13 protein-coding genes are annotated in these 19,220 nt (G+C 58.3%); 5 read left to right on the top strand and 8 right to left on the bottom strand.

Annotated features, from left to right (window positions below):
• The first annotated feature begins 241 nt into the window (after positions 1–241).
• Positions 242–4,714, top strand: coding sequence for a deaminase domain-containing protein (locus tag C7534_RS05830; protein WP_109785237.1), 4,473 nt, complete (start codon positions 242–244; stop codon positions 4,712–4,714).
• Positions 4,715–4,727: 13 nt separating this feature from the next.
• Here C7534_RS05830 and C7534_RS05825 read toward each other — a convergent pair whose 3' ends face one another.
• The 5 genes from C7534_RS05825 to C7534_RS05805 form a co-directional block, all read right to left on the bottom strand.
• Positions 4,728–6,545: an ABC transporter ATP-binding protein gene (locus C7534_RS05825; protein WP_046031740.1), complete on the bottom strand. Its 1,818-nt coding sequence runs from the start codon at positions 6,543–6,545 to the stop codon at positions 4,728–4,730.
• On the bottom strand, positions 6,538–7,140 hold the full coding sequence (locus C7534_RS05820) for a DsbA family protein (RefSeq protein WP_175649043.1): 603 nt from the start codon (positions 7,138–7,140) through the stop codon (positions 6,538–6,540). The genes C7534_RS05825 and C7534_RS05820 overlap by 8 nt, the downstream gene beginning before the upstream one ends.
• Before the next feature lie 39 nt (positions 7,141–7,179).
• The gene (trhO, locus tag C7534_RS05815) at positions 7,180–8,121 is read right to left on the bottom strand and encodes an oxygen-dependent tRNA uridine(34) hydroxylase TrhO (protein WP_046031738.1); all 942 of its coding nucleotides are present in this window, start codon (positions 8,119–8,121) and stop codon (positions 7,180–7,182) included.
• A gap of 101 nt (positions 8,122–8,222) precedes the next feature.
• Entirely contained in the window at positions 8,223–8,522 is a 300-nt protein-coding gene (locus C7534_RS05810; RefSeq protein ID WP_008151216.1) for a BolA family protein, read from the bottom strand.
• Between the two features lie 12 nt (positions 8,523–8,534).
• Entirely contained in the window at positions 8,535–9,059 is a 525-nt protein-coding gene (locus tag C7534_RS05805) for a DUF2059 domain-containing protein (RefSeq protein ID WP_046031737.1), read from the bottom strand.
• Positions 9,060–9,251: 192 nt separating this feature from the next.
• On the opposite strand from C7534_RS05805, the gene C7534_RS05800 reads away from it, so the two are divergent.
• Positions 9,252–10,646 (top strand): class II fumarate hydratase, encoded by a 1,395-nt coding sequence (locus C7534_RS05800; protein WP_109785236.1) that lies wholly within the window; start codon positions 9,252–9,254, stop codon positions 10,644–10,646.
• Between the two features lie 131 nt (positions 10,647–10,777).
• Here C7534_RS05800 and C7534_RS05795 read toward each other — a convergent pair whose 3' ends face one another.
• Complete coding sequence (locus C7534_RS05795) at positions 10,778–11,737, bottom strand: DMT family transporter (RefSeq protein WP_109785235.1); 960 nt, start codon at positions 11,735–11,737, stop codon at positions 10,778–10,780.
• A gap of 198 nt (positions 11,738–11,935) precedes the next feature.
• On the opposite strand from C7534_RS05795, the gene C7534_RS05790 reads away from it, so the two are divergent.
• Positions 11,936–12,130, top strand: a complete 195-nt coding sequence (locus C7534_RS05790; RefSeq protein ID WP_046031734.1) for a DUF6316 family protein — start codon at positions 11,936–11,938, stop codon at positions 12,128–12,130.
• Between the two features lie 110 nt (positions 12,131–12,240).
• Here the strand turns inward: C7534_RS05790 and C7534_RS05785 are convergent, their stop codons facing one another.
• Together C7534_RS05785 and pap are read right to left on the bottom strand one after the other, a co-directional pair.
• Positions 12,241–13,425, bottom strand: coding sequence for a thiolase family protein (locus C7534_RS05785; protein WP_109785234.1), 1,185 nt, complete (start codon positions 13,423–13,425; stop codon positions 12,241–12,243).
• Positions 13,426–13,527: 102 nt separating this feature from the next.
• Positions 13,528–15,042, bottom strand: a complete 1,515-nt coding sequence (pap, locus tag C7534_RS05780; protein WP_046031732.1) for a polyphosphate:AMP phosphotransferase — start codon at positions 15,040–15,042, stop codon at positions 13,528–13,530.
• A 160-nt stretch (positions 15,043–15,202) separates the two neighbouring features.
• Between pap and mnmC the strand changes: the two genes are divergently transcribed.
• On the top strand, positions 15,203–17,182 hold the full coding sequence (gene mnmC, locus C7534_RS05775) for a bifunctional tRNA (5-methylaminomethyl-2-thiouridine)(34)-methyltransferase MnmD/FAD-dependent 5-carboxymethylaminomethyl-2-thiouridine(34) oxidoreductase MnmC (RefSeq protein WP_109785233.1): 1,980 nt from the start codon (positions 15,203–15,205) through the stop codon (positions 17,180–17,182).
• Between the two features lie 265 nt (positions 17,183–17,447).
• Positions 17,448–19,220: an N-acetylglutaminylglutamine amidotransferase gene (locus C7534_RS05770; protein ID WP_109785232.1), complete on the top strand. Its 1,773-nt coding sequence runs from the start codon at positions 17,448–17,450 to the stop codon at positions 19,218–19,220.

The following is a 19,220-nucleotide window of genomic DNA, read 5'->3' as shown; positions in this document are numbered from 1 at the left end:
TTCCTGAGAGGCATGTGGATGCATTCTCAAACACTAAAAAGCCAATGCACGCAAACCAATACAGTCACTCTGGATATCGACCTATGAACCGCTCTCGTCGGGGCCTCATGCCGAGAATCTGGAGCGATATATATGTACCTCACTATTATTTTTTGCCGGCGTAAAACTGGTCGTCTTTCTGTAAGCGCTTACAACTTGAACATCGCCTTACAGGAGTCCAACCAATAATAGAGAGACACCCATGAACATGCCGTCACCTACAACATCACCGAGTGACTTATCAGAAGAACAACATCTACCATTCTCCGCGGCCATGGAGTACCAAGGTGTGTTGTCCGACTACGACACACTTATCGCCGCTCTGAGAAAGCCCGATTTCTCATCAAAAGACCTGGAAACCTTCATAGTTCTCCAATCTACTTCCCTCCTCCGCGCCCAAGATAAAGAGCCAGGCACCCTCAAGCTTGTACAAATGATCAACCATTACGGCATTTCCCCCTGGGATCCGGGAAACGCCGCTGAACATCGTGCGACGATTCACACCCTGGAAGAAAAGCGCGCCCGCTACTCGCTGCAACTGGACAGTGGTGTTGATATCGAAGCGATCAATCGCACCCCAGACAAAAAAGACCTTAAGCTCCTGGCAACCATCCAGAAGGCCTCACCGAAAGATGGCATGACCCTCGATAGCCTGATCGCTCAACTGACGGATCGGGACATTATCGACATCGTTAAGCGATTCCTCCCCGAATCACAAACTTCACTCTTTAGCCACTTCGAAAAAAACACCTCCCCTCGCCCGACCATCGAGCAAGTTCGCGCGACGCCGATGGTTTTTCTCGAAAAAATTCTGCGCTCTGCGGAGTCCCAGCGACTAGGAAGTTTATTGCTGGAAGGATTGAACTGGTACGGCGGAAAACCGGGTGAGGATGCCTCTGCCGGGGTACGAATCAAATTAATCAGTAAAGCCATTCGGCTCTGGACAAATACATCACGGAACGACAAGCCAGAAAACATTTCCGGGTACCCTTGGCAACAGCGCTCAAACTGGGGAAAGAGTTACCAGAACATCTGGGCGGAATTCGAGCAGCATCTATTCGACAGCAAACGGGCGTCCTCAATGGTTGAGGCCATCTTGCTCGCTCGCTTGTTCCAAACCGAATTTCCAACAGAGTTTCAAGTCTGCGACATCCCGCCCGGCCTGCCCTATAGAAGCTCCGTCGTCTGGGTCAATTTCGTTCACGGAGTCACGCTCGCTGAAGCCATGGAGCCGGACTTGATCCAGCGCATGAGCTTCCAGCAATTGGTGGATTTGCCGCTTCGGCAGTCTATGCAAGCCAGTCCACAAGAGCTGGAACTCATCACCCTGTGCAGAATGCCTGCAACTCTCGAATGGGCGATTACCAATGGTGTTGTTACTGAGAGAACCGACTCGGATTACTCACTTGAGGAAAAAACTCAATCTATCAAGTCACTCGACGAACACACCGACGCCTTGAGAAAAGCGATCATTCAACTGGACGTCGACTACCCAAAAAGATCTTCTATCGCCGAGAGGGAGATGAGGACGTATTTCAGGGACTCTTTACGCTGGACGCCTGTAGGATTCAGAGAAGTCTTTGGCAACCGAACCCACTTTCCGTTCATCTCTGACGGGCGAAAGTTAATTGAAGACTTCGAATCCAGTGAAGCAGGTGGGTTTTTACGAACACCACCGCTACGGGACAAAATCTACACCTTTCAAGACGTCTACATGTCAGGGAGGCTGAACAGAAGCTGGCACATCACCCAGCAGGATGGAACACGCAAAAGCGCGTATCGAATCAGCCTCAACACAGACCGTACAATTAACTCCAATGATCCCAGTTTTCCTGCCGCACTGAAGCGAAAACCCCTGCCAGATGCGACGCAGTTATTTGAGGCGGAATTCAAAAGCTATCTCGATTTGAGTAAAAGCGCGTATCAAACACTGCTGAAAAGCCTGCTGACATCACTCCCCCATGATGAACGCCAAGCCATAGAGTTGGGCGAGGTAAAGATCTACACCTTGAGAAAATCCACCAACGAGATAGAGCTAGAAGACGAGACACCCGCCATCACGCTACCGCTTCGGCTTCGAATGGGCTTTATTTTGCAGATCTCTTACAAGAACCGGGTTGCCTATTACGAATGTTTACCACGTGCAGGAATTATTAGACTGCGTACGGATTTTTTATTATCCATGCTTGGCGGAACAGTAAGCTCCCAGCTAACCCCAGTGCCCCTCGTTAACTTTAAAGCCGTTTCTTTTCGCCATAAAACAAGAGTGCCGTTTGATTGGCAAGCTCATGAAGCCGGTAGTTTTCCAAAGAAAGATGCAGCGTGTGAGGCAATTATTGATCAGTTTGGTAAAACATTTACCGCCCCTTCCATTGGCATCGAGAATGAGCAATCGGCGCGCCCAAGCGTAACGAGTTCCCGAGCAACGGAACTTTCAAACTACATTGCCGACCACTTTTTTTACTATGACGAAAAACTGCTTCATGCTTCGGCCAAGGGCGAAACCGAGATTGAGCGTATCGCCGCGCGCCCTCATTGGCTGGTCTCCGTCAAAGGGTTCATACCGTTTTGGGGAGGCATAGAGGACCTGCTTTCAGGCGACCCGAAAAAAAGGGTATGGGCCATTTTTGGTTTGATTGTGGATGCGGCCTCGTTCGCGCTTCCCTTGGGGAAATTCGTATCGGGCTCAGTGAAGCTGGCCTCCATTGCAGTCCGCTCGGGTGTACGCGCTGCACTTCCGCGATTTGGCGCACTGGCTGAAAAACTGCTTATTTCATCCGTACAAAACGCAATTCCTTTCTATGGCCTTCCGACGCTGGCACTACGGCTCTCACGCGGAACTCTGAGAGGTTTGTATGCAGGCGTTAAATTCGCAGCCAAAAAGTCTTACAACAGCTTGAAGCCTGCACTCGGTAGAGCAAACACGTACAACTTCATCGAAGGCTTGCCTCAGGTCAATGATCCAGGCCGCTGGCGCCCCCTCACACAGAGCGATCAATTGGCGACCTTTCGCGGACTCGACGATGTCCCTGTACGCAACATCGGCTCGACCACCAAGCCCGCACACTATTTGATCGACCCCCTATCCGCCAAACCCTATGGGCCTGTATTGAAAGTGTCGGAAAAAGAACTGTCCATCGGGCCATCGATGTATCCGACCGTCAGAGAAAACAGCGAAGCACTGCTGTTCAATATCCCCGAAAACACTCGCGTAAACGAAGTCCTTGAAATTGACGGCCGAACGACGCTGTTCATCGACGACGTGCCGTATCGACTGGACGGCGACGCCCTACGGCGCGCAGACCTGCGGGATGCCCGGGAAACGCTCAAGCCGATACCTTGTCGGCCACGACGCGCCCCAGGGTCCGTTTGCGAAACCAGTTACGCATGGCGCGATCCCGCTCCGACGCCGGCCGCCGGCACATTCGACGAAACCAAAGGCTGGGCTCCATGGTTCGGGGACAGTATCTATACCTCAGCCATAACGGGGCGCGTTCCGTTACTGAAGACCGTGAATTATCCTGGCAGGCTCATGGCTACGATCGAGTATCAGAAAGGGATTTACGGAAGAATCAAAGCGAACATCTCCGGCCGCGGGAGTCAATTTGATACCTTCAAGACCGGCGCTATCATTGTCCCGGCACTGGACGGTTCGAAACACTATATTTTCACCCGACTGGGCGCCGGCGATTTTTACGTCGCCGAGCGCTTTGCGGGGCAAAGCCTCACCGCGCCCCTGACTTTGCGCAAGGCAAAAACATCGCCCCACGATGTGGTAGAGGAGTTGAAGAAGGTTTATATCGGCTCGCTGAATGCCAATAACATGGCCAGAATTTATGGTATTAACCGCGTCGAGCGCGCCTTGAAAGCCATGGATGACATTGCCATACCGATCGGTGGCCATACCAATCCACCCCAGACCCTTAAACATCTCAACGTGGATACCAGCCCCGCGGAAGCCGTGTTGTTCGATCACTCGACAAGAATGATCGTGCGTCATTCAACCGACGGTGCTGCGACGTGGTCACTGTCCCGGACGGCGCCGGACAGTGCTCGTGAAACCACTGCTGAAATCTTCAATACACTCTTTTGCAAAACGGTTGTCACTGTGGAGTCGTCGGTTCGGGGCGCACCCAAGGCCTTGAAAATCGATAACACGATGCGACAACTGCAAATAGAGATCAGTAAAAAACTGAATAGGCCGATACACAGTTCCAGAAACATTGCGTTCGCCGAGATCAAGACGAAGGCCGGGGTGCGTGAAGTGTATGTCAGTGTTTCTGGCAATCAAGGGGACACCCATTTCCTGCCCCTGTTTTCCAGAAGCAGACAGACAAACGAAGTGAAAGTAGACGGCACCAGTTACTTCAACATAGATCATGACATCAACTTCCCGCAGACATCACTTAGCGTCTCCGATTCCGGCAAGCTACGGGCGATCCCTCACACCATCGACAACATCGAAACATACACACCTGCGCTCACGTCGCGCCCTACCTCACTGGACACCGAGAGCAAGCTCATCAGCGCCATACGAGACAAATACCCTGACCCTAAAGAGCTGGATTCCATCACGATCGCCACCACCATGGCACCTTGCGATTCATGCGCGATCGTCATGAAGCAATTCAGCTATGACGGCAACCCTGATGCGCTGGGCGTGATATGGAAGTAAACATCCGACGTGGCTACAACTGCTGCAAATGCCCATAAAGCTTGGCGTACAAACCACCATCGGCAATCAACTGCTGATGGTCGCCATCCTCGGCAATCTGCCCGCCATCGAACACCAATACCCGGTCGGCCTGTTTCACCGCCGACAAGCGGTGCGCGATGATTAGCGTGGTGCGGTTGCTCAGGAACCGTGCCAGCGCCTGGTGCAGGTTGTATTCAGTGGCAGCGTCCAGTGCGGAAGTGGCCTCGTCGAGGATCACCACTTTGGGTTCGGCCAGTACCATCCGCGCAATCGCCAGGCGTTGGCGCTGGCCGCCGGACAAACGCACGCCGGAGCGTCCGACGATGCTGTCGAGGCCGTCAGGCAATTCTCGAACCGTGTGCTGCAATTGCGCAATTTCCAGCGCTTGCCAGCAGGCTTCGTCACTGCGCTCACGGCCCATCGTCAGGTTGGCGCGAATGGTGTCGTTAAACAGCGCGGGGTGTTGCAGGACGACAGCGACGTTTTCGCGGACCGTTTCCAGGCCGATCTCTTGCTGGGTCGAACCACCGAAGCGAATGGTCCCGGCCAGCGGCGTGTATAAACCCAGCAGCAACTGCACCAAGGTGCTTTTACCGCCGCCACTGGCACCGACGATGGCGACTTTTTCCCCGGGGGCGATGGACAGGTCCATCTTGTTCAACACCAACTCGTCGCCATAACCGAAACTCAGGCCCTGGACTTCAATGCCCACGGTGTCACGGCCCTGAAACGGGTCGACGCCACCCGGGTACTGCGGCTCATCGGCCCGGGACAGCAGTTCGTTAATCCGCGACAACGCGCCGCTGGCGGCGTAATAGGCGTACTGCAAGTTCAGCAGTTGTTCCACCGGACCGATCATGAACCACAGGTAGCTGAACACCGCCAGCATCTGGCCGATGGACAGGTCGGAAAACAGCACGGTGAGCATGGCCGCGGCACGGAAAATATCGATGCCAAACTGGAACAACAGGCCGCTGGCGCGGTTCGAGGCATCGGTTTTCCACTGAGAGTTCACCGCGTAATCGCGCACCTCCCGGGCTCGCAGGCCAAGGCGCCCGAGGAAGAACCCCTGGCGGTTACCGGCGCGTACTTCCTGAATTGAATCGAGGGTTTCGGTCAGTGCCTGGGTGAAGCGCGAGGTGCTGTCGTTTTCGAGTTTTTTCAGGTGTTTGACCCGCTTGCCCAACTGCACCGTGGCATAGATCACCAACGGGTTGAACAGCATGATCAGCAGCGCCAGCTTCCAGTGCATCCAGATCAGAATGCTCGCGGTACCCACCAGGGTCAGCATCGCCACGAGGAAACGACTGAGGGTTTCGCCGACGAATTTGTCCAGCGTGTCCAGGTCGGTGACCAGGTGCGTGGTCACGGTGCCGCTGCCCAGGCTTTCGTATTCGCCCAGGGAAATTCGCTTGAGCCGCTCGATCAGCCGGGTGCGAATGCGATAGACGATGTCCTTGGCCAGCGCCGCGAACAACTTTGCCTGCACGACGTTGAACAACAAGGCCCCGCAGCGCAACACCAAGGTCACGAGCAACATCAGGCCAATGTAGCCCGCCGCTTTCTGCCAGCCTTCGGGCAGGGCGTGGTTCATGACCTTCAGCGCGGCGTCACCGTGCCCCAGCAATACTTCGTCCACCAGCAACGGCAGCAGCAATGGAATCGGCACGCTGCACAAGGTCGCCAGCACGGCGACGCCGTTGGCGATCCACAGGGATTTTTTATGGTGCAAGGCCAGTCGGCGGATTTCGGCCCAGCTCAATCGATCGACAGGCTTGGGCGCCGGGACGTCATCGGGCACATCATGCACAGGCAGCACGCTCCAGCCAGCGGCCGAGCAACGGGGACAGTTCACTCAGAGGCTGATACCCGTTGGTCAGCAACGCCAATTGACCATTACGCTCAGCCAGCAAGGTTGGGAAACCGGCGATGCCCAAGTCCTGGACCCAGGTGAAGTCGGCCGCCGTGGCGGCGTGCATATCGGCACGGTCGAAGGCGGCGGCAAACTCAATGCGCGGCAAACCGGCCTGCTCGGCGAGTTCGACCAGCACGCTGGCGCGGGTGACGTCGCGACCTTCGGCGTAGAACGCGTGCTGAATCAGGCCCAGCAGCTTCCACGCGCAATCCGGCGCCAGGCTGCGCGCAGTGACCAGAGCCCGGCACGCGGGCTCGGTGTCGTAGACAAAACCGTCGGGCAGCGCCCCCTCAAGCTTGAACGGTTGGCCGGTGGCCTCGGTGACCGCTTGCCAATGTTCAAGAATGTAGCGCCGTGTGGTGGGCTCCAGCGCCGCGCCGCTGCCGGTGCGCAAACCACCGACGATCAAATGCACGTCGACGCCTGCCGCCTGTGCTTGCGCGACCAAGGCGTTAGCCACTGGCGCAAAGCCCCAGCACCAAGAACACATCGGATCCATCACGTAAAGCAGGCGGCGCGCTGACATGGTTCAAGCCTCGGAAGGAGTTTGCTTGTAGTTGTAGCCGATCGGGTGAGGCAAGTTGCGCGCCTTGGCCAGTTCGATCTGCTTCTGCCGATCAATGGCACTGCGCCGGGTTTTCTCGCTCAAGGTGTCCCAGCAATGCGGGCAACTGATGCCGGCCACGTAGTGCTCTGAGGCGCGGTCTTCAACACTGACTGGCGTACGACAGGCATGACACTGATCGTAATCACCTTCGCTGAGGTCATGACGAACGGTCACACGGTTATCGAACACAAAGCAGTCGCCCTGCCATTTGGTTTCTTCCTGCGGCACCTCTTCGAGGTACTTCAGGATACCGCCCTTGAGGTGGTAGACCTCATCGAAACCTTCGCTGAGCATGTAGCTCGACGCCTTCTCGCAACGGATGCCGCCGGTGCAGAACATCGCGACCTTCTTGTGCACGGCGGGGTCGAAGTTGGCTTTGATGTAGTCGGGAAATTCGCGAAAACTGGTGGTTTTCGGGTCGATGGCGCCTTCGAAGGTGCCAATCGATACTTCGTAATCGTTGCGGGTGTCGATCAACAGCACTTCCGGATCGTTGATCAACGCATTCCAGTCCTGCGGATCAACGTAGGTGCCGACCTTTTTGTTCGGGTCCACGCCATCAACACCCAGGGTGACGATTTCTTTCTTGAGTTTGACTTTGGTGCGATAGAACGGCTGATCGTCGCAGTACGACTCTTTGTGATCGATGTCGTCCATGCGTGGGTCGTTCTTGAGCCAGGCCATCAGTCCGTCGATGCCTTCGCGGGTACCGGACACGGTGCCGTTGATGCCTTCTTCAGCGATCAGCAGCGTGCCTTTGATGCCGTTGTCGACCATGGCTTGCAGCAGTGGCTCGCGCAGGGCGACGTAATCTTGCAGGGTGACGAACTTATACAGTGCCGCCACGACAATCTGTTGTGTCATGGGTGTTTCTCCAGGTGGCTACCCTCGCAAAGGGTGAACCGGATTCAAAAAAAACGCGCCGGGTGAGCGGCGCGTTGCGGATTCTAGCAAAAAACGCGGGTTTAATGCTTGCTGCCGCCAGCACAGGTCGGTGAGGCCGGGGCCGCGTCGATCTGTGCCCATTCCTCGGGCGTGTAGGTATGCAGCGCCAACGCATGGAACTCGCCCATCAACTCGCCGAGCGTGCCGTAGACTTTCTGGTGACGCTTGACGCGATTCAGCCCTTCGAACTGCTGGCTGACCACCACGGCCTTGAAGTGAGTCTGCAACCCACGGCTGTGCATGTGGCTTTCATCCAGCACTTGCAGGTGTTGCGGCTGTAACAGGCCCAGTGTCGATTCGATGCGTTGTTGCATGGTCATACCGAACTCCGCTTAAGGCTTTTTCTTGGCTGGAGCGGCGGCGCCTTTCGGCTCCAGCTCGGCCGTCATGTCAGCCAGCAGCTTGTTGACTACAGGCACTGCGCTTTCCAGCTTGGCTTGAGTCATCTGGGCCGATTGCTGAGTCAGCTGTGGCATTTTTTCCAGGACTTTCTTGCCCAGTGGCGACTGGTAGAACGCAACCAGGTCTTTGAGCTCGGACTCGCTGAAGTTGGCGGTGTAGAGCTTGACCATTTCCGGTTTCAGCTTGTTCCAGCCAATGGCTTGGTCCAGCGCAGCGTTGGCTTTGGCCTGATACGTTTCCAGCAACGCTTTTTTCGATTCAGGGGCTTTGGTCTGTTCAAAGCGCTGAGCGAACATTTGCTGCACTTGCATGTACACCGGAGTGCCCAATTTGTCAGCGTGCGCCAGGGTCAGGAAAGCTTCGGCACTGGCGTTATGGCTGGCGGTATCGGCAAAAACAGGGCCGCTGGCGCAAACCAGTGCAACCGCGGTACAGATGGCACGAAGACGAGTCATCGAGTTTCCTTTTCTAGCAGGCGAGGTAAAACCCCAAGGGCGTCCATTCTGCGCCTAAAAAAGTGTGTCGCTCAACCCCAAGCCTTGTCGGGCCTGAATTAGAGGGGTTGAAGGCTCAAAAACCTGTCAGATGGAACCACTGCCGACGATCACGGCCTAAACTGCGCTATCAGACCTACAGGAGTGTGCATGATGAGCCGTATCGAAACCGACAGCCTTGGCCAGGTGGAAGTCCCCGATGAAGCTTACTGGGGCGCTCAGACGCAACGCTCGCTGATTAACTTCGCCATCGGCAACGAAAAAATGCCGCTGGCGGTGCTGCATGCCCTGGCACTGATCAAAAAAGCCGCGGCGCGAGTCAACGACCGTAACGGCGACGTGCCCGCCGACATCGCCCGGCTGATCGAACAGGCGGCGGACGAAGTGCTCGATGGCAACCATGACGACCAGTTCCCGCTGGTGGTCTGGCAGACCGGCAGCGGCACCCAAAGCAATATGAACGTCAATGAAGTGATCGCTGGCCGCGCCAACGAACTGGCCGGCAACCCGCGCGGCGGCAAGTCGCCGGTGCACCCCAACGATCACGTCAATCGCTCCCAGAGCTCCAATGACTGTTTCCCCACCGCCATGCACATCGCCGCGGCGCAGGCCGTTCAGCAGCAGTTGTTACCGGCGATCAGTGAATTGTCGGGAGGCCTGGCCGAGCTGGCAGCGCGCCACATGAAACTGGTCAAGACCGGCCGAACGCACATGATGGACGCCACGCCGATCACGTTCGGCCAGGAAGTTTCGGCGTTTATTGCGCAACTGGATTACGCCGAACGGGCGATCCGCAGCGCGTTGCCAGCCGTGTGTGAGCTGGCCCAGGGCGGTACCGCGGTCGGCACGGGGCTGAATTCGCCTCACGGTTTTGGCGAAGCGATTGCCGCCGAACTGGCCGCCCTCTCCGGCCTGCCTTTCATCACGGCGCCGAACAAATTCGCCGCACTGGCCGGTCATGAGCCGCTGACGACCCTGTCGGGTGCACTGAAAACCCTGGCGGTGACCCTGATGAAAATCGCCAACGACTTGCGCCTGCTGGGCTCCGGGCCACGAGCCGGTTTTGCTGAAGTGAAATTGCCGGCCAACGAACCGGGCAGCTCGATCATGCCGGGCAAGGTCAATCCGACGCAGTGCGAAGCGCTATCGATGCTGGCTTGCCAGGTCCTGGGCAACGACGTCGCCATCGGGTTTGCGGCGAGCCAGGGCCATCTGCAATTGAATGTGTTCAAACCGGTGATCATCCACAACCTGCTGCAATCTATCCGCCTGCTGGGCGATGGCTGCAGCAACTTCCAGCAGCACTGCATTGCCGGACTTGAGCCGGACGCAGAGAAAATGGCTGAACATCTGGAGCGGGGCTTGATGCTGGTGACCGCGTTGAACCCGCACATCGGCTATGACAAATCGGCAGAGATTGCCAAGAAGGCGTATGCGCAGGGGCTGACGTTGCGGGAGGCGGCGTTGCAGTTGGGTTATCTGACCGATGAACAGTTTGATGCGTGGGTGCGGCCGGAAAACATGCTGGAGGCCGGGGCCAAGGGCTGAGATGTGTAGCGCCTGACAGTCAGCCATCGCGGGCAAGCCATGCGCCTACGGGTTTTGCGTCGATCAAAATGTCCGGTATCGACACAAAACCCGTAGGCGCATGGCTTGCCCGCGATGAACGATGACGCGGTTTAACCGGCCGCCATCCGCACCTTCCGGGCCTTGAGCCCGGCAATCAACGAAGGCCCCAACGCCACCAGCGCCGACCCCAGCACCACCAGCACGGCGCCGCCATAGCCCAGACCGTTGATCGTCTCGGCATGCACAAAATCAGGCCACAACCATGCCGCCACGGCCACCGCGGCAAACGTCACCAACGGCGTGATCGCCAGCGTCGCACTCACCCGCGAAGCTTCCCAATGGGCCAACGCTTCGGCAAACGCGCCATAGGCAATCAGCGTATTCATGCAGCACGCCAGCAGCAGCCAGCCTTGCAGCGGGCTCAGTTGCAGCGCTTCCAGTGGGTGCACCCACGGCGTCAGCAACAGCGCACAGAACAGGTAGATCACCATCATCACCTGCAACGAATTCCACACGGTCAGCAGTTGCTTCTGCCCCAAGGCGTAGAAGGTCCAGACCGTGGACGCCAGCAACACCAGCAGCACGCCGGTGGTGTATTCGGTCAACGAAGTGAGTAACTCGGCCAGGCGCTGATTGAAAAACAGGGCGAAACCGACCAGCAGCACCAGCAGCCCAACTCCCTGCCCCACGCTGAAACGTTCCTTGAACACAAACAGACTGGCGATCAGCAACATGATCGGGCCCATCTGCACCACCAATTGCGCGGTGCCGGCGCTGAGCAAGTTCAAACCCATCAAGTACAACACGTAGTTACCGACCAGACCGAGCACCGCCATCAGCACCAGCCAGCCACCGCGTGGACCGAGGGCTTTACGGCTCGGCAAGCGCTTGGTCGCCGCCAGATAAACGAACAGGCACCCGCCGGATACGATCAAGCGAAACCAGGTGACGGTCACCGGGTCCATCACCAGCAGCACTTGCTTGAGTTTGATCGGCAGGATTCCCCACAGCAGCGCAGTCAGCAGGGCCAGAAACAGACCGTAAACCCAGCGACCGGATGAAATGTGCATGCGAACCCCAACAGCCAGATGGCGAGAATCGTCATTCTAGGCGCAGAGAGGCCTGGCACACAGGGACAGTTGGCGAGCAGGCGCAAATGAAACTGTGCAGGTCGCAGCAACTAATTGACGATCGGCCGTCGATCAGTTGCTCAGGCGTGCCAAGGGGTTCGTGCATAAGCTCATCGGATCACTTTCAGGAGAATCGCCATGTACGGCATGCGCGCCCAGGACAAAGCCCCCGCGACACACTTTCGCAGTGACCGGTTGTGTCGCGTGAATGGGGAGTTGTTTTTCAGCACCCGTGAAAACACGCTGGAGGGGCCGTTTAATAATGCAGAGGCGGCGCAGCGCGAGATTCAGGCGTACATCGAGCGGATGCAGGCATCGAGTGCCCAGCTTTAGACCGAGGCGCTACCTTCGCGAGCAGGCTCGCTCCCACAGTTGATCGCATTCCAATGTGGGAGCGGGCTTGCCCGCGATAGCGGTTGATCAGGCGACACAGCTTTGCGAATTTAACGCACCGCCTCAAACAACCCCGTCGCGCCCATCCCGCCGCCCACGCACATGGTAACGATGCCGTAGCGCAAATTGCGGCGCTGCAACTCACGCACCAGATGCCCGACCTGACGCGAGCCGGTCATGCCGAACGGGTGCCCGATGGAAATCGAACCGCCATTGACGTTGTACTTCTCGTTATTGATCTCCAGCCGATTTCGGCTGTACAGGCACTGCGAGGCAAACGCTTCGTTGAGCTCCCACAGATCAATGTCGGCAACCTGCAAGCCCTTGGCCTTGAGCAACTTCGGCACCGAGAACACCGGGCCGATGCCCATTTCATCCGGCTCGCACCCGGCGACCGTGAAACCACGGAAAAACGCTTTCGGCTTGAGCCCCAGTTCCAGGGCTTTCTCCAGGCTCATCACCAGCGTCATCGAGGCACCGTCGGACAGCTGCGAGGAGTTGCCCGCCGTCACCGAGCCGTCTTCAGCAAACACCGGCTTCAGTCCCGCCAGGCTTTCCAGCGTGGTGTCCGCCCGATTGCAGTCATCGCGATCAACGATGCCATCGAGGATTTGAATCGCACCGGTGGCCTTGTCTTCCACGCGGTACTTCACCGCCATCGGCACGATTTCATCATCGAACAGACCGGCGGCCTGCGCCTGGGCGGTGCGCTGCTGGCTTTGCAAGGCGTACAGGTCTTGCTCCTGGCGGCTGACGTTGTAACGACGGGCGACGATTTCGGCGGTCTGCCCCATCGGGAAGTAAATGCCCGGCACCTGCTCCTTGAGCAGCGGGTTGATCAGGTTATCGGTGTTGACGCTTTTCATGGTCAGGCTGATGGATTCGACGCCACCGGCCACGATGATGTCGCTGCACCCCGAAGCAATCTGGTTGGCGGCAATGGCAATCGCCTGCAAGCCCGAGGAGCAAAAGCGGTTGAGGGTCATGCCGGCGGTACCAATGCCCAAGCGCGAGAGCACGGCGACATTGCGCCCGATGTTGTAGCCCTGCGCGCCTTCGTTGGAGCCCGCACCGACGATGCAATCCTCGACGCTGGCCGGGTCGATGCCGTTGCGCGCTAGCAACGAGTCGACACAATGCGCCGCCATGTCGTCCGGACGGGTCTGGTTGAACTTGCCGCGAAAGGACTTGGCCAGGCCGGTCCGCACGCTGTCGACGATCACCACTTCACGCATGGCATACCTCATTGTTGTTATCGGTTGAGAGTGGACCGAGCATATGTCCACCTCATAACCGACCGCGACAATCATTCATCCCGCGTATGCGCAACCATCGACTCAGTCCTTGTGTTTCTTCGCCTTCTTGTCGGACTTTTCGAACGCCTCTTCCAGCGCCAGATTTATGGTGCGCAACACCTTGACCCGCGCCCAGCGCTTGTCATTGGCTTCCACCAGGGTCCACGGAGAGATTTCCGTGCTGGTACGGTCAACCATGTCGCCGACCGCGGCGCGGTACGCGTCCCATTTGTCGCGATTGCGCCAGTCATCCTCCGTAATCTTGAACCGCTTGAAGGGGATCTGTTCGCGCTCCTGGAAGCGTTCCAGCTGCGTCTGTTTGTCGATGGCCAGCCAGAACTTGACCACGATCACCCCGGCATCAGCGATCTGCTCTTCGAAATCGTTGATTTCGCTGTAGGCGCGCAGCCAGTCCGCCGGGCTGCAGAATCCTTCGATGCGCTCTACCAGCACCCGTCCGTACCAGGAACGATCGAACACGGTGAACTTGCCCCGCGCCGGAAGGTGTCTCCAGAAACGCCACAAATAGGGCTGCGCCCGCTCTTCTTCGGTGGGCGCGGCAATCGGCACGATGCTGTACTGACGCGGATCAAGCGCCGCCGCCACCCGGCGAATCGCCCCGCCCTTGCCCGCCGCATCGTTGCCTTCGAACACCGCCACCAGCGCATGTCGGCGCATGCGCTTGTCACGCATCAACCCGGAAAACCGCGCCTGTTCAGTTACCAACTGCTCTTCGTAGTCGTCTTTGTCCAGTTGCTGGGTCAGGTCGAGGCTGTCGAGCAGGTTCACTTGATCGACGCTGGGGAATACGGGCGCGGCACTGACTTTTTCCGGGTGTATCTTCGGCCGCTTCAACGCGCCGTGCAGGCTATCGAGCAGAATCTTGCCCACCACCAGGCTGCGATAGCGTGCGTCCATTCCGGCGATTACATGCCACGGCGCGTAGTCACGACTGGTGCGACGCAATACCCGCTCGCCGAACTTCACGAACCGGTCATACGTTTGCGATTGCTGCCAATCCAGCGGGCTGATGCGCCAGCTGTGTAACGGGTCGTCGGCCAACGCTTTAAGGCGGGCCTTCATTTGTTTCTTGGAGAGGTGGAACCAGAACTTGACGATCAACGCGCCTTCATCGCACAGCATTTTCTCCAGACGCTCGGCCGCGTTGATGGCCTGGTCGAGCCGAGGGTCCTTGAACTCGCCATGGACCCGGCCTTGTAGCATCTGGCTGTACCAGTTTCCGAAGAAAATCCCCATGCGTCCCTTGGCGGGAAGCATCCGCCAATAGCGCCAGGCCGGTGGCCGTGACAGCTCTTCGTCGGTTTGCTGGTCGAACGTGCGGACCTCGATCAGGCGCGGGTCCATCCATTCGTTGAGCAACTTGACCGTCTCGCCCTTGCCGGCACCTTCGATGCCGTTGATCAGAATGATCACCGGAAACCGGCTCTGCTGGCCTAGCTCAAACTGAGCTTCGAGCAAGGCTTCGCGCAGTGCCGGCACTTCGGCGTCATAGGTTTCTTTGTCAATGGCGTGGTCGATTTCAGCAGACTCAAACATGGGCGGCTCCCTTCCAGATGTGAGCAAGACTAGCGGATTGATTCCTCCAGCGGGGGAGAAATCCGATTTTCACTGTCGGGACCGCCATGGACCTTGCCATGGATCAGGCAGCGTCCCGGCGATCGGCTAGAATGGCGGCCTTGCCGTTGCCGAGCCTGCCATGAAACCTGTATTGCCTCACGCCCAACTCGACTGGGATGACCAGGGTCGTCCGTACTCGCGAGTGTTCGACGATGTCTATTTTTCTGACAAGTCGGGCCTCGAAGAAACCCGTTACGTGTTCCTTGAGCAAAACGCTCTGCGTGAGCGTTTCAGCGCGTTGGCGGACGGCGGCCGACTGGTGATTGGCGAGACGGGCTTCGGCACCGGGTTGAATTTTCTGTGTGCCTGGCAATTGTTCGAACAGCACGCTGTGGCGGGTGCACGGCTGCACTTCGTCAGCGTCGAAAAGTACCCTCTGAGCTCGCCCGACCTGCAGCGAGCCCTGGCGTTGTGGCCAGAACTCAAACCGTTCGCCGATCAATTGCTCGCCCAATACGTGGCAATTCACCACGGCTTCCAGCGTCTGATTCTGGACAACGGCCGCGTGACGCTGACCCTGTTGATTGGCGATGCACTGGAACAATTACCGCAACTGGACGCACAGGTTGACGCGTGGTTTCTCGACGGTTTCGCCCCGGCAAAAAACCCCGACATGTGGACCGCCGAACTGTTTGCCGAACTGGCACGGCTGGCAGCGCCCGGCTCGACCATCAGCACGTTCACCAGTACCGGTTGGGTGCGACGCTTGCTCAATGGCGCAGGGTTCAAGATGAAACGCACGCCGGGCATCGGCCACAAGTGGGAAATCCTGCGGGGCGTGTTCCTCGGATGGCCCGAGGACGCCGTTGCGCCCATTGCCGTAAAACCCTGGTTTGCGCGTCCGGCGCCGTTGACGGGCGAGCGTCATGCCTTGGTCATCGGTGCCGGCCTGGCCGGTTGTGCAAGCGCTGCCAGCCTGGCGGCGCGGGGTTGGCAGGTGAGCCTGCTGGAGCGCCACGACGCGCTGGCGCAGGAAGCCTCGGGCAATCCACAGGGCGTGCTGTACCTCAAGCTTTCGGCCCATGGCACGGCGCTGTCGCAATTGATTGTCAGTGGTTTTGGCTACACCCGACGCCTGCTTGAACATTTGCAGCGGGGCCTCGACTGGGACGATTGCGGCGTCCTGCAACTGGCCTTCAATGCCAAGGAGGCGCAGCGTCAGGCGCAACTGGCGGCGGCGTTCCCCGAGGATTTATTGCACACACTGGATCGAGAGCAGGCCCAGAGCCGTGCCGGCATCGGCCTGCAATCGGGCGGCCTGTTTTATCCCGAAGGCGGTTGGGTGCACCCGCCCGCCTTGTGCCAATGGCAAGCCGGGCAACCGAATATCAAGCTCCTGATGCACCACGAGGTCCTGGAACTGCGTCGCCAGGATAATCAGTGGCAAGCCTGGGACGGCGAGACCTTGCTGGCGAGCGCACCGGTCGTGGTGCTGGCCGGCGCCGCCGAGATCAAGCGCTTCCCCTACAGCAGCGAACTGCCGCTCAAACGCATTCGCGGACAAATCACTCGTCTGCATCAGACACCTGGCAGCCAAAGCCTGAGTACTGTGGTCTGCGCCGAAGGGTATGTCGCGCCGGCCCGGATGGGTGAACACACACTGGGCGCCAGTTTCGATTTCAACAGCGATGACCTGACACCCACGGCGGCCGAGCATGCCGGCAACCTGAACATGCTCGAAGAGATTTCCGCGGATCTGGTCACACGGCTCGGCGCGCACACCCTGCAACCTGAAGCACTTGAAGGTCGCGCGGCGTTTCGCTGCACCAGCCCGGACTACTTGCCGATTGTCGGCCCCTTGGCCGATCACCAGGCTTTCGCCGACGCTTACATCGCCCTGAGCAAGGATGCCCGGCAAACGCCGGACATCCCTTGCCCATGGCTGGACGGCTTGTACGTCAACAGCGGCCATGGTTCACGGGGATTGATCACCGCGCCGTTAGCAGGCGAATTGCTTGCCGCCTGGCTCGATGACGAACCCCTGCCACTGCCCAGGGCCGTGGCCGAAGCCTGTCATCCAAACCGTTTTGCGCTGCGGCGTTTGATTCGGGGTCAATGACCCCGAAGCAACTCGCTCAACGACCGATGAACAACACGAAAATCTGGTCTGTTCAGTGGTTGATACAGCAGGATTTTCAATGCTTGGCAGCAATATGTACCGCACGTCCCCACCTTTTTTCGGGTAAGACCGCCCCGTCCACCACACGGGCTTATTACTTATCGATCTAAAACTCCCACAGTCCCACTGGGTCAGTTTCTGAGTACTCGCCGATTTGGCCGGGTATCGATTGACCCTCCCCAACGGAAAAACCGGTAAGGACTTTATGTGCGGATTAGCTGGCGAGTTACGCTTCGATCATCAACCTGCGGACCTCGCGGCCGTTGAACGAATCACCCATCACTTAGCCCCTCGTGGCCCTGACGCCTGGGGTTTTCATGCTCAAGGACCGATTGCCCTGGGCCATCGGCGCTTGAAAATCATGGACCTGTCGGACGGCTCGGCGCAGCCGATGATCGACAATCAACTGGGCCTGTCCCTGGCCTTCAACGGCGCGATCTATAACTTCCCCGAGTTGCGCACCGAGCTCGAAAACCTCGGTTATACGTTCTACTCCGGCGGGGACACCGAAGTGCTTCTCAAGGGCTATCACGCCTGGGGTGAAGCCTTGCTGCCCAAGCTAAACGGCATGTTTGCGTTCGCCATTTGGGAGCGCGACGCCCAACGATTGTTCATCGCCCGCGACCGACTCGGTGTGAAGCCGCTGTACCTGTCGCGCACCGGTCAGCGCCTGCGCTTTGCCTCAGCGTTGCCGGCGTTGCTCAAGGGTGGCGACATCAACCCGATTCTCGACCCGGTGGCGCTCAATCATTACCTGAACTTCCACGCCGTGGTCCCGGCGCCGCGCACCCTGCTGGCCGGCATTGAAAAACTGCCACCGGCGACCTGGATGCGCATCGAAGCGGACGGCAGCAGCGAACAGAAAACCTGGTGGACGCTGCCCTATGGTCCACGCGCCGACGAGATCGACCTGACCCTCGAAGACTGGCGTGACCGTGTCCTCGATAGCACGCGCGACGCCGTGGCGATCCGCCAACGGGCGGCGGTCGACGTTGGCGTTCTGCTCTCGGGCGGCGTGGATTCAAGCCTGTTGGTCGGGCTGTTGCGTGAAGTCGGCGTGGAAAACCTGTCGACCTTCTCCATTGGCTTTGAGGATGCCGGCGGCGAACGCGGCGACGAGTTCCAGTATTCGGACCTCATCGCCACCCACTACGGCACCCGGCATCATCAATTACGCATTGATGAAAAAGAGATCATCGAGCAACTGCCGGCGGCGTTCTGCGCCATGAGCGAGCCGATGGTCAGTCATGACTGCATCGCCTTCTATCTGCTGTCACGCGAAGTGGCCAAGCATTGCAAAGTGGTGCAAAGCGGCCAAGGTGCGGACGAGTTGTTCGCCGGTTATCACTGGTATCCGCAGGTCGATGGCGCAAGCGATCCGTACACGGCTTATCGCGAGGCGTTCTTCGACCGCAGCCATGAGGAGTACGCGGCCACTGTGCAGCCGAAATGGCTGACGGCGAATGACGCCGCCGGTGACTTCGTGAAGGAACATTTCGCACAGCCCGGTGCCGAGGCGGCAGTGGACAAGGCCTTGCGTCTGGACAGCACGGTGATGCTGGTGGACGACCCGGTCAAACGCGTCGACAACATGACCATGGCCTGGGGGCTGGAGGCACGCACGCCGTTTCTTGACTATCGCCTGGTGGAATTGTCGGCCCGCGTGCCGGGCAAATTCAAACTGCCGGGCGGTGGCAAACACGTCTTGAAAGAAGCCGCGAGATCGGTGATTCCGAGCGAAGTCATCGACCGCAAGAAAGGTTACTTCCCAGTGCCAGGCCTCAAGCATTTGCAAGGTGACACGCTGAACTGGGTACGCGACCTGTTGCTCGACCCCAGTCAGGATCGCGGCCTGTTCAACCCGGCCATGCTCGACCGGTTGCTGACGGATCCGCAGGGTCAATTGACTCCGTTACGCGGCTCAAAGCTGTGGCAACTGGCGGCCCTGAACCTGTGGCTCAGTGAGCAAGGAATCTGA

This window comes from Pseudomonas sp. OV226 (assembly GCF_003148705.1).
Classification (GTDB): domain Bacteria; phylum Pseudomonadota; class Gammaproteobacteria; order Pseudomonadales; family Pseudomonadaceae; genus Aquipseudomonas.
The sequence above is the reverse complement of the archived record's forward strand: the minus strand, read 5'-3'. Positions and strand labels throughout refer to the sequence as shown.